This is a genomic window from Streptomyces sp. A3M-1-3, assembly GCF_024213665.1.
Lineage (GTDB): Bacteria > Actinomycetota > Actinomycetes > Streptomycetales > Streptomycetaceae > Streptomyces.
The window spans coordinates 1-11,095 of record NZ_JANAVP010000062.1; the positions used below are offsets into that span (position 1 = coordinate 1).

The window sequence follows — 11,095 nt, forward strand, 5'->3', positions numbered from 1 at the left end:
CAACGACCACACAGGACAGCCCGTCCTGCGCTCACTGACCGCTTATGACCACTGATCCCTTGGAATCGATCATCTAGAGTGGCCGGACGGGCCGGTGCGCCCGGCAAGCAAGGACACACGATCAGCAGGGAGCACATGACGTGCGGCCGGTAGGCAGCAAGTACCTGCTCGAGGAGCCTCTCGGGCGCGGCGCCACGGGCACCGTCTGGCGGGCCCGCCAGCGCGAGGCCGCGGGCGCCGAGGCAGCGGTGGCCGGGCAGCCCGGCGAGACCGTCGCGATCAAGGTCCTCAAGGAGGAGCTGGCGAACGACGCGGACGTGGTGATGCGCTTCCTGCGCGAACGCTCCGTACTGCTCCGCCTCACCCACCCCAACATCGTGCGCACCCGCGACCTCGTCGTCGAGGGCGATCTCCTCGCCCTCGTCATGGACCTGGTCGACGGCCCCGACCTGCACCGCTACATCCGGGAGAACGGCCCGTTCACCCCGGTCGCGGCCGCCCTGCTCACCGCCCAGATCGCCGACGCGCTGGCCGCCAGCCACGCCGACGGCGTCGTCCACCGCGACCTCAAGCCCGCCAACGTCCTGCTGGCCGACGCGAACGGCCAGATGCACCCGATGCTCACCGACTTCGGCATCGCGCGCCTCGCGGACTCCCCGGGCCTGACCCGCACGCACGAGTTCGTCGGTACGCCGGCCTACGTCGCGCCGGAGTCCGCCGAGGGCCGCCCGCAGACCTCCGCCGTCGACATCTACGGCGCCGGCATCCTGCTGTACGAGCTGGTCACCGGCCGTCCGCCGTTCGCCGGCGGCACCGCGCTGGAGGTCCTGCACCGCCACCTCAGCGAGGAGCCCCGCCGCCCCACCACCGTTCCGGAACCCCTGTGGACGGTGATGGAGCGCTGCCTGCGCAAGGAGCCCGACGAGCGGCCCAGCGCCGAGAACCTCGCCCGCGGCCTGCGCACCGTCGCGGCCGGCATCGGCGTGCACTCCTCCGCCGCACAGGTCGAGGCCGCCCTCGGCGTGGGCGCCATGCTCGCCCCGGACCCGGCCCCGGCCCCCGTCCCGGGCACCCCGGCCACACCCGGCGCGTCCGACCCGACGCAGATGCTGCCGGGCGGAGCCGGTTCGTACGATCCGTACGACCCGAATGCCGCGACCAGCGTCATGCCCGCCACCGGCCCCCGGGCCGCCGACCCGACGGCCGTCATGCCGCAGTCGTCGCCCGAGGACCCGCACCCCTGGCAGAACCAGATGCGGGCGGCCCGCGACCGCAACGAACAGACGCAGGTCCAGTACCTCGACCCGAGCCAGGACCCGCTGCGCCGCCGCCCGCAGCGCCAGCCCGCGCCGCGCCCCCAGCAGCCGCCGCAGCAGCCGCCTCAGCACTACGCCCCGCAGCGCCAACAGCAGCCGTACCAGCAGCAGCCGCAGCGGCAGCCGCAGCAGCGGTACGCGCCGCCGCAGCCGCCGCCTCAGCAGCCGGCCCCCCGCGCGCCGCGCGAGCCGCGCCGCAGCGCCAACCCGATGCGGATCCCGGGTCTCGGCTGCCTCAAGGGCTGCCTGTTCACGGTCGTCATCCTTGTCGTGGCGGCCTGGATGATCTGGGAACTCACCCCGCTCCAGGACTGGGTCGCGGACGGCAAGAGCTTCTGGAACCAGGTCTCGGACTGGGTCTCCGACGCATCCACCTGGGTCTCGGAACTCATGAACTCGACAGAGCCGCCGCCCCCGCCGGAGACGGCTCCGTAGATTTGTCGACTTCTGAGGACTGATTTCTCCCCCAGAAGTGAAGGTTGGCACCATCCGGGGCACTGAACACCCCGTTGGCCGCGTAGTTTTATGCGCGAACGCCAGCCGCTGAGGGAGCAGTCTTGGCACGGAAAATCGGCAGCCGGTACACCGCCCACCAGATCCTGGGGCGGGGCAGCGCCGGCACGGTGTGGCTGGGTGACGGGCCCGACGGGCCCGTCGCCATCAAGCTGCTGCGGGAGGACCTCGCGTCCGACCAGGAGCTCGTCGGACGCTTTGTGCAGGAGCGCAGCGCGCTGCTGAGCCTGGACCACCCCCGGGTGGTCGGCGTCCGCGACCTCGTGGTCGACGGCAACGACCTGGCCCTCGTCATGGAGCTCGTACGCGGAACGGACCTGCGCACCCGCCTCGACCGGGAGCGCCGCATGGCCCCCGAGGCGGCGGTCGCCGTCGTCGCCGACGTGGCGGACGCCCTCGCCGCCGCCCACGCGGCCGGCATCGTCCATCGCGACGTGAAGCCCGAGAACGTCCTGCTGGACATGCAGGGCCCGCTCGGCCCGGGCGGTTCACATCCCGCCCTCCTCACCGACTTCGGCGTCGCCAAGCTGATCGACTCCCCGCGCCGCACCAGGACGGCGACGAAGATCATCGGTACGCCCGACTACCTCGCCCCCGAGATTATCGAGGGCCTCCCGCCGCGCGCATCCGTCGACATCTACGCCCTGGCGACAGTCCTGTACGAGCTGCTGGCGGGCTTCACACCGTTCGGCGGCGGCCACCCCGGCGCCGTACTGCGCCGCCATGTGACCGAGACCGTCGTGCCGCTCCCCGGCATCCCCGACGAGCTGTGGCAGCTCATCGTCCAGTGCCTGGCCAAGGCCCCGGCGTCCCGGCTGCGCGCCTCCGAACTCTCCACGCGGCTGCGCGACCAGCTGCCGCTCCTCGCGGGCATGCCCCCGCTGGACGTGGACGAGCCGGACGACGAGAGCGACCCCCAGCCGCAGGAAGCGCCGTACGCCGACGAGACGGCAGCCCACCCCGCCGACTCCGGCGAACCGGGCCGCCGTAGGGGCGCGGTCCCGCTCGTCCCCGGCGCCGTTCCGGACTCGAACCGCGACACCCACACCAGCATGCGCGTCCCGGGCCCGGACGAACTTGCGGGCGGCGCCCGCGGCACCGCTCGCGTCCCCCGCTCCCCGGCCGAACGCCGCCCCGGCTCGGCCCGCCACAAATCCACCTCGGACGCCGTCCGCCGGCGCCGCCTGAAGCTGGGCGTCGCGGCGGTGGCCCTGGCGGCCGCGATCGGGCTGGGCGGCTGGCTGGCCACAAGCGGCGGCAACGACGCGGACGCCCCACCCCAGGACACCAAGCAGTCGTCCCCCTGAGCGCGACTGGGAGCGCCCGACAGCGCCGGCTGTGCGGTCCGGGTCCCCCGGGCGTGGGGAAGGTCCGGGCGGCCAGCCGTTACGCTGGACCCGTGGCAGTCGTCGATGTATCCGAAGAGCTGAAGTCCCTCTCCTCGACCATGGGGTCGATCGAGGCCGTCCTGGACCTCGACAGGATGAGGGCAGACGTCGCCGTGCTCGAGGAGCAGGCCGCGGCCCCGTCCCTGTGGGACGACCCCGAGGCGGCGCAGAAGATCACGAGCAAGCTTTCGCACCTCCAGGCCGAGCTGCGCAAGACCGAGGCGCTCCGCGGCCGGATCGACGACCTGAGCGTGCTCTTCGAGCTCGCCGAGGCCGAGGACGACGCGGACACCCTCGCTGAGGCCGAGTCCGAGCTCATCTCCGTCCGCAAGGCGCTGGACGAGATGGAAGTCCGTACGCTCCTTTCCGGCGAGTACGCCGAGCGTGAGGCACTGGTCAACATCCGTGCCGAGGCCGGCGGCGTGGACGCCTCCGACTTCGCCGAGCGCCTGCAGCGGATGTACCTGCGCTGGGCCGAGCGGCACGGCTACTCCACCGAGGTCTACGAGACCTCGTACGCGGAAGAGGCCGGCATCAAGTCGACCACCTTCGTGGTCAAGGCCCCGTACGCGTACGGCACGCTCTCCGTCGAGCAGGGCACCCACCGCCTCGTGCGCATCTCGCCGTTCGACAACCAGGGGCGCCGCCAGACCTCGTTCGCGGGTGTCGAGGTGCTGCCGGTCGTGGAGAAGACCGACCACATCGAGATCGACGAGACCGAGCTGCGCGTGGACGTGTACCGCGCTTCCGGTCCCGGCGGCCAGGGCGTCAACACCACCGACTCCGCTGTGCGGTTGACGCACATCCCGACCGGCATCGTCGTCTCCTGCCAGAACGAGCGCTCGCAAATCCAGAACAAGGCAAGCGCGTTGAACGTCCTCCAGGCCAAGCTGCTCGAGCGGCGCCGCCAGGAGGAGCAGGCCAAGATGGACGCGCTCAAGGACGGCGGAAGCTCCTGGGGCAACCAGATGCGCTCGTACGTCCTGCACCCGTACCAGATGGTCAAGGACCTGCGGACGGAGTTCGAGGTCGGCAATCCGCAGGCTGTGCTGGATGGCGAGATCGACGGTTTCCTGGAGGCCGGAATTCGCTGGCGCAAGCAGCAGGAGAAGTAAATTCACGCTTTGTCGACAAGGGAACTGCCGCCCACGGGGCGGCAGTTCCCTTTTTTCGTCACAGTTGTACGGCCTAACGGCAGGCAACTGCCCGCAAATTGGGCATTGCGCGCGCAACGACCTTGACGCTGATCTGAAAAGTGGGAAGGGTGGCGCGCGGCATGCGTATTACTGGGGCGCGTGTGAACGGGGGCCGGCAAGGAACCCGATGACACCGCGGCCCCGGACGCTGTTCCATTTACGAGAAGCTACTGGGGGTAGCAGGCAGATGACCAAGAAGACGCGGCTGCGCGTGGCGCGGATAGCGGCCGGCGCGGTGATTGCGGCCGGCGCCTCGCTGACCGCAGCCGGCGCCGCTCAGGCGGCCGGCATTGGCGTGAACATCGGCGGCCTGAGCGCGAAGGCCAACGTGGACGAGAACGGCGCGGCGGTCGAGATCGGCGCGGCGGACGAAGGTGACGACGGCGGCACTGTGGCCGGCGGCGTCGACGAGGGCACCGAGGGTGGTGCCACCACGACGGACGGCGGTACGACCACCGACGGCGGGACCACTACGGACGGTGGCACGACCACCGATGGTGGCATCACCGTCAGCGGTGGCACGACCACGGACGGGGGGAGCACGACTGACGGCGGGACCACTACGGACGGTGGTACGACCACGGACGGGGGGACCACGACTGACGGCGGGACCACTACGGACGGTGGTACGACCACCGACGGTGGTACGACCACCGACGGCGGCACCACCACTGACGGCGGCACCACCACCGACGGCGGTACGACCACCGACGGCGGTACGACCACCGACGGCGGTACGACCACCGACGGCGGCACCACCACCGACGGTGGCACCACGTCTACCGGCGGCAGCCAGAACGGTGGCACCTCCGCCACCGGCGGCAACGGCTCCACCGGTGGCGACGACGGTGGTGCCGGGACCTGCACCGTGGACCTTGACGGGGCCGAGTGCCAGGACAACACCGACACCGACAACGTCGGCTCCAAGCCGGTCGAGCAGGGTGAGGCCAAGGAGGAACTCGCCGAGACGGGCGCCGCCGAGACCACGTTCCTGCTGGTCGGCGCCGCGACGATGATCGCCGGCGGTATCGGCTTCCGGATGCTGCCCCGCCTGGTCGGCGGCGGCCGTACGGCTGCCTAGTACACGTACGTACACACACGCACAGGAGGCCCCGGGGCGCATATCGCGCTCCGGGCCCTCCGGCGGTCCGTGGTCGACAGCCAGGCGGAAAGCTAGACGGTCTGGTGCGCCAGCAGGGCCATCGCCGCCACCAGAATCACCAGCAGCGCGACAAGCGCGGCCGGGTTCAGTCCGGCGAACGGGCCGTCCTGCTGGAGTCGCTCCCGGTTCACGCGGCACACATGGCAGCGGCCCTCGCTCACCGGCGCCGCGCAGTTGGCGCACACCAGTCGGTCATAGGTCATGCGCTCTCCTCTCCCGCGCGGCGGAGCCGCGATTCGCAGCCGTCCCATACGCAGCTATCTCTCCGCACAACGCTCAGGGAAACGCAACCGTTCCCTCTCCCACTGTGCCAGCTCCCGCAAGTTTCGGCGCGCCTCACTGGATTTCGCGGGATAAATCACTCATCCTCGACCGCCGCCTGCACGCTCCACTCCGCTTCGCGTATGGTCACGCACACCTACTCCCGGCGACCGTGGTGCACCCGTGATCCGATTCGACAACGTCTCCAAGTCCTACCCGAAGCAGAACCGTCCTGCGCTGAGGGAGGTCTCCCTCGAGATCGAGCGGGGCGAGTTCGTCTTCCTCGTCGGCTCCTCCGGCTCCGGCAAGTCCACCTTCATGCGGCTGATCCTCCGCGAGGAGCGTGCCAGCCACGGCCAGGTGCATGTGCTCGGCAAGGACCTCGCCCGGCTCTCCAACTGGAAGGTTCCGCACATGCGGCGCCAGCTGGGGACCGTGTTCCAGGACTTCCGCCTGCTGCCAAACAAGACCGTCGCGGAGAACGTCGCGTTCGCGCAGGAGGTCATCGGCAAGCCGCGGGGAGAGATCCGCAAGGCCGTACCGCAGGTCCTCGACCTCGTCGGCCTCGGCGGCAAGGAGGACCGGATGCCCGGCGAGCTCTCCGGTGGTGAGCAGCAGCGCGTGGCGATCGCGCGGGCCTTCGTCAACCGGCCCATGCTGCTGATCGCGGACGAGCCGACCGGCAACCTCGACCCGCAGACCTCCGTCGGCATCATGAAGCTGCTGGACCGGATCAACAGGACCGGGACCACCGTCATCATGGCGACGCACGATCAGCAGATCGTGGACCAGATGCGCAAGCGCGTCATCGAACTCGAGATGGGCCGTCTCGTGCGCGACCAGTCGCGCGGCGTCTACGGCTACCAGCACTGAAAGACTGAGAGGACGCCATGCGCGCCCAGTTCGTCCTGTCGGAGATCGGCGTCGGCCTCCGGCGCAACCTCACGATGACCTTCGCCGTCATCATCTCCGTCGCCCTCTCGCTCGCCCTGTTCGGCGGCTCGTTGCTCATGCGTGACCAGGTGAGCACGATGAAGGGCTACTGGTACGACAAGGTCAACGTCTCGATCTTCCTCTGCAACAAGGGTGACGCCGAGGCGCTGCCCAAATGCGCCAAGGGCGCTGTGACCGCGGAGCAGAAGAAGACGATCGAGGCCGACCTCGAGAAGATGGACGCCGTCGAGACGGTCACCTACGAGTCGGCCGACGAGGCGTACAAGCACTACAAGGAGCAGTTCGGCGACTCCCCGCTGGCCAGTTCGCTCACGCCGGACCAGATGCAGGAGTCGTTCCGGGTCAAGCTGGAGGACCCGGAGAAGTACAAGGTGGTCGCGACCGCGTTCGCCGGCCGGGACGGTGTGCAGTCCGTGCAGGACCAGCGCGGCATCCTGGAGAACCTCTTCGGGCTGCTCAACAGCATGAACGTGGTGGCGCTGTACGTCATGGCCCTGATGCTCGTCATCGCGCTGCTGCTGATCGTCAACACCGTGCGCGTATCTGCGTTCAGCCGTCGGCGGGAAACCGGCATCATGCGGCTCGTCGGTGCGTCCGGCTTCTACATCCAGATGCCGTTCATCATGGAGGCCGCGTTCGCCGGACTGATCGGCGGTGTGGTCGCCTGCGTCATGCTGCTCGTCGGCCGGTACTTCCTGATCGACCATGGTCTCGCGCTCTCCGAGAAGCTGGATCTGATCAACTTCATCGGCTGGGACGCGGTCCTCGCCAAGCTCCCGCTGGTGCTGGCGATCGGCCTGCTGATGCCCGCACTTGCCGCTTTCTTCGCGCTGCGCAAGTACCTCAAGGTGTGACAAGCGCCCCTGGCACCGTACGGGCAACACGCCGTACGGCGCCCGGCCTTGTCCTACAGTGGTCGCCATGTTGGGCCCTGGAACGCGCCTCCAACCCCGCCGCATCCGCCGCGGGGCGGCCCTGACATTGGTGTGCACCTGCGCTCTCGCGGCGGGCGCCGCGACCGGCGTCTGGGGCGAAGGCGCCCGTACGGACGGACAGTTGGCGGGTACTCGCAGTGCCGCTTTCAGTGCGGAGCGCGATGCTGTCGAGCAGGCCGCCGCCGAGGCGCTGGCCGACGGGAAGTCGGTCAAGGACGCGGCCGAGGAGGTCGTCAGCCGCAGCGGCGACCGCTGGGGCACGGTCTACGACCAGGGCGAGTACGCGGAGTTCGAGCGGGCCCTCGACGGCGAGTACACCGGCGTGGGCCTGTGGGCCGAACGCCGCCGCGACGGGCGGATCGAGGTGTCCCGGGTACAGCCCGGCGGGCCAGCCGAACTGGCCGGTGTCCGGGCGGGCGACCGGATCCGTACGATCGACGGCCGCCGGATAGCGGGACGGCCGGTGGGCGCGGTCGTCTCGCTGCTGCGCGGGGACGGCGAGAGCGCCGTCGTCGGCACCTCGGTCACCCTCCGCCTGGAGCGCGCCGGCCGTACCTGGACCGAGACCCTGCGCCGGGCGAGGCTCACCACCGAAGCCGTCACCGTACGGCAGCTCGGGACGGGCGTGACCCTGATCAAGGTGGCGTCCTTCACCAAGGGCTCGGGCGAGCGGGTACGGGACGCCGTCCGGGCGGCCCCGGCCGGCGCCGGCGTCCTGCTCGACCTGCGCGGCAACACCGGCGGGCTGGTCAGCGAGGCGGTCACCGCGGCGTCCGCCTTCCTCGACGGCGGGCTGGTCGCCACCTATGACGTACGGGGAGCGCAGCGCGCGCTGTACGCCGAGCCGGGCGGGGACACCGGCAGACCGCTGGTCGCCCTCGTCGACGGGGGCACGATGAGCGCCGCGGAGATCGTGACGGGCGCGCTGAAGGACCGCGGCCGGGCGGTCACAGTCGGCTCGCGCACCTTCGGCAAGGGCTCGGTCCAGATGCCGACCGAGCTGCCGGACGGATCGGTCGCCGAGTTGACCGTCGGCCACTACCGCACTCCGGCGGGCCACAGCGTCGACGGCCGGGGCATCACCCCCGACCTCGCGGTGAGCGAGCGGGCCGAGGAGAAGGCCCGCACGGTATTGAGTGGCCTCGGTACACGGTCTTAGTGCGAAAATGGCCGCACTATGGCAAAGGAAAAAGGGCGCAAGCTCATCGCGCAGAACAAGAAGGCGCGGCACGACTACACCGTCATCGACACCTACGAGTGCGGGCTGGTCCTGACCGGCACGGAGGTGAAGTCGCTGCGCCAGGGGCGGGCGTCTCTGGTGGACGGCTTCGTGCAGATCGACGGGCACGAGGCGTGGCTGCACAACGTCCACGTCCCGGAGTACAGCCAGGGCACGTGGACCAACCACAGCGCGCGGCGGAAGCGGAAGCTGCTGATGCACCGCGTCGAGATCGACAAGCTGGAGTCGAAGTCGCAGGAGACGGGTCACACGATCGTGCCGCTGGCCCTGTACTTCAAGGACGGCCGGGCCAAGGTCGAGATCGCGCTGGCCAAGGGCAAGAAGGAGTACGACAAGCGTCAGACGCTCCGCGAGAAGCAGGACCGGCGCGAGACGGACCGGGCGATCTCGGCGGTCAAGCGCCAGCAGCGGGCCTGACGGCCGGAATAAGCTGGCACCTTCGTGCGCTGATCACGTACGATGGCGGCAGCACCTCGGCGACGGGGTGGGCACCACCTTGATAAAAAAACATGGGGATGATCGGTTTCGACAGCGGATGTCGAAGCAGGGGAAGCGAGTCGAGGAAGCGGCAATGATCTCGTTAACCATATGTCGCAAACAATAATCGCCAACACCAAGCGCGATTCCTCCGCCTTCGCCCTCGCTGCCTAATTAGCAGCTAAGCGAAGACTCTGCGGAGTGTCAGCCCGGGGCTGTTCCCGACCCGGATCCTGGCATCAGCTAGGGGACTAAACCACTGAGCCCGGTCACGGGGCCCGGTGGGAAAACAAACAGTGACTGAGCCCGTCGGAGACTTGTTCGCGTGATCTCCGGGGCCGAGAAAATCGCAGCGAACTGCGCTCGGAGAAGCCCTGATTCTGCACCGTTGGACGCGGGTTCGATTCCCGCCATCTCCACTCATCCCACGTGGGCAAAGACCCTCTGACCTGCGAAAACTTCGCCAGGGCAGGGGGTCTTTCCCATGTCGTGGGAGCACAGTGGGTCAGCTGGGACTGGGCTGCGTGCCGGTGCGGTGCCGCAGGATCAGCCGAGGCGGTGTTCCCACCTCAGGGCGGGCCTCTCGCCGATCCAGTGGGTGCCGTTCTTGGTGGTGATCTGCTGGCCGCCGATCCAGGCCGTGGGCGCGGCGAGCTGGGCGAGGAAAGCAGGCATCCACTCCTCCAGCAGCGTCGGCGGGACCTTGGTCTCGCGTTCGGTGTCGGGGTAGGCGGTGCGCGCCGACAGGTCCCCAGCGATCGGGTGGAGGGCCTGGGAGCGGGCCTGCATGAACGACGACCGGCCGATGATCCGGCCCTCGGCCGTTCCGTCGTCGTTCACGGTGACCTTGGCGAGGCCGGTGCCGTACTGCCACGCCCCGCCGATCGTGGTCAGGATGATGCCCCCCGGCCTCGTCTGGCGGACCCACGTGTACGGGATGCGCCGCACGGCGCAAGTGGCGATGACCCGGTCGTACGGGGCTCGGCGGGGGTGGCCGAGCAGCCCGTCGCCGGTGACGGTCCAGGTCGAGTGGCCCGCCGTCTCCAGCGCTGCATCAGCGCGGGCCGCGACGTCCGGGTCTACCTCGATGCTGGTGACGTTGTCCTCGCCGAGCAGGTGACACATCAGGGCGGTGGAGTAGCCGGTGCCCGTGCCGATCTCCAGCACCTTGTGCCCGTCCTCCAGGCCCAGGTCCTCGATCATGCCGACGACGGTCACGGGCGTGGTGGAGGACGAGGTGGGCGACCCGGCGACCGGCTCGTCTACCTGGTCGGCGGTCCGAGCGTTGTCGAGCTGGGTGACCAGGGACTCCTCGCGGTAGGCGATGCGCGCCCACAGGGGGCCGTCCAGGGCGTACAGGACGCCGCCGAGCCCGTAACGGGTCTGCGCTGCGGCGAACCGGCGGTCGTCGTCGGGCAGGTGCTCGAACGCGGGGCCAGACGGGGCGACGCCAGTACACGGACCGGACGTGTTCCAGGTCGGCGGTTCTCGACGGGGTGCGGACCTGCCCGGCCACAGAAGTGGCCGGGCAGGTACCGAACCGAGCCGAGACCGTCAGGGCCTCGCCGATGTCGGCGGGGTAGGAAGCTGCTGCTGATTGAGTGTCCATGAGTGTCTATTGCATGTCATGAGTAGCGTATGATCTCGCTTATG

9 protein-coding genes, 1 other RNA gene and 2 pseudogenes are annotated in these 11,095 nt (G+C 69.7%); 9 read left to right on the forward strand and 3 right to left on the reverse strand.

All coding sequences use genetic code 11. From position 1 onward, the window contains the following. The first annotated feature begins 140 nt into the window (after positions 1-140). The 4 genes from NLX86_RS33885 to NLX86_RS33900 all read left to right on the forward strand — a co-directional run bounded on the left by NLX86_RS33885 (position 141) and on the right by NLX86_RS33900 (position 5,494). Positions 141-1,751, forward strand: coding sequence for a serine/threonine-protein kinase (locus tag NLX86_RS33885; RefSeq protein ID WP_254375665.1), 1,611 nt, complete (start codon positions 141-143; stop codon positions 1,749-1,751). Positions 1,752-1,873: 122 nt separating this feature from the next. Then, a complete protein-coding gene (locus NLX86_RS33890; RefSeq protein ID WP_254375666.1) occupies positions 1,874-3,136 on the forward strand; it encodes a serine/threonine-protein kinase in 1,263 nt (420 codons plus the stop codon). A gap of 92 nt (positions 3,137-3,228) precedes the next feature. Continuing rightward, the gene (prfB, locus tag NLX86_RS33895; RefSeq protein ID WP_254375667.1) at positions 3,229-4,332 is read left to right on the forward strand and encodes a peptide chain release factor 2; all 1,104 of its coding nucleotides are present in this window, start codon (positions 3,229-3,231) and stop codon (positions 4,330-4,332) included. Between the two features lie 268 nt (positions 4,333-4,600). Continuing rightward, complete coding sequence (locus NLX86_RS33900) at positions 4,601-5,494, forward strand: hypothetical protein (protein ID WP_254375668.1); 894 nt, start codon at positions 4,601-4,603, stop codon at positions 5,492-5,494. Between the two features lie 92 nt (positions 5,495-5,586). Here the strand turns inward: NLX86_RS33900 and NLX86_RS33905 are convergent, their stop codons facing one another. Next, positions 5,587-5,778, reverse strand: a complete 192-nt coding sequence (locus NLX86_RS33905) for a hypothetical protein (protein ID WP_254375669.1) — start codon at positions 5,776-5,778, stop codon at positions 5,587-5,589. Positions 5,779-6,019: 241 nt separating this feature from the next. On the opposite strand from NLX86_RS33905, the gene ftsE reads away from it, so the two are divergent. From ftsE to ssrA, 5 genes are all read left to right on the forward strand, one after another. Further along, positions 6,020-6,709 (forward strand): cell division ATP-binding protein FtsE, encoded by a 690-nt coding sequence (gene ftsE, locus NLX86_RS33910; RefSeq protein ID WP_254375670.1) that lies wholly within the window; start codon positions 6,020-6,022, stop codon positions 6,707-6,709. Positions 6,710-6,726: 17 nt separating this feature from the next. Continuing rightward, positions 6,727-7,644: a permease-like cell division protein FtsX gene (gene ftsX, locus NLX86_RS33915; protein ID WP_254375671.1), complete on the forward strand. Its 918-nt coding sequence runs from the start codon at positions 6,727-6,729 to the stop codon at positions 7,642-7,644. 67 nt (positions 7,645-7,711) lie between these two features. Further along, on the forward strand, positions 7,712-8,884 hold the full coding sequence (locus NLX86_RS33920) for a S41 family peptidase (RefSeq protein WP_254375672.1): 1,173 nt from the start codon (positions 7,712-7,714) through the stop codon (positions 8,882-8,884). Between the two features lie 18 nt (positions 8,885-8,902). Next, a complete protein-coding gene (gene smpB / locus NLX86_RS33925; RefSeq protein WP_254375673.1) occupies positions 8,903-9,382 on the forward strand; it encodes an SsrA-binding protein SmpB in 480 nt (159 codons plus the stop codon). A 94-nt stretch (positions 9,383-9,476) separates the two neighbouring features. Next, positions 9,477-9,864: a transfer-messenger RNA gene (ssrA, locus tag NLX86_RS33930) on the forward strand. 124 nt (positions 9,865-9,988) lie between these two features. Here the strand turns inward: ssrA and NLX86_RS33935 are convergent. Then, positions 9,989-10,777 (reverse strand): annotated as a pseudogene (locus tag NLX86_RS33935) (rRNA adenine N-6-methyltransferase family protein); the annotation flags it as partial. Next, positions 10,775-11,021: pseudogene (locus NLX86_RS35255) on the reverse strand (ATP-grasp ribosomal peptide maturase); the annotation flags it as partial. The pseudogenes NLX86_RS33935 and NLX86_RS35255, both read right to left, overlap by 3 nt. Positions 11,022-11,095 lie beyond the last annotated feature (74 nt).

What these genes read in the sequence shown, in the direction of transcription:
- NLX86_RS33900 (WP_254375668.1), top strand. Translation starts at nt 4,601, where the DNA reads ATGACCAAGAAGACGCGGCTGCGCGTGGCGCGGATAGCGGCCGGCGCG.
- NLX86_RS33905 (WP_254375669.1), bottom strand. Translation starts at nt 5,778, where the DNA reads ATGACCTATGACCGACTGGTGTGCGCCAACTGCGCGGCGCCGGTGAGC.
- ftsX (WP_254375671.1), top strand. Translation starts at nt 6,727, where the DNA reads ATGCGCGCCCAGTTCGTCCTGTCGGAGATCGGCGTCGGCCTCCGGCGC.
- NLX86_RS33920 (WP_254375672.1), top strand. Translation starts at nt 7,712, where the DNA reads ATGTTGGGCCCTGGAACGCGCCTCCAACCCCGCCGCATCCGCCGCGGG.
- smpB (WP_254375673.1), top strand. Translation starts at nt 8,903, where the DNA reads ATGGCAAAGGAAAAAGGGCGCAAGCTCATCGCGCAGAACAAGAAGGCG.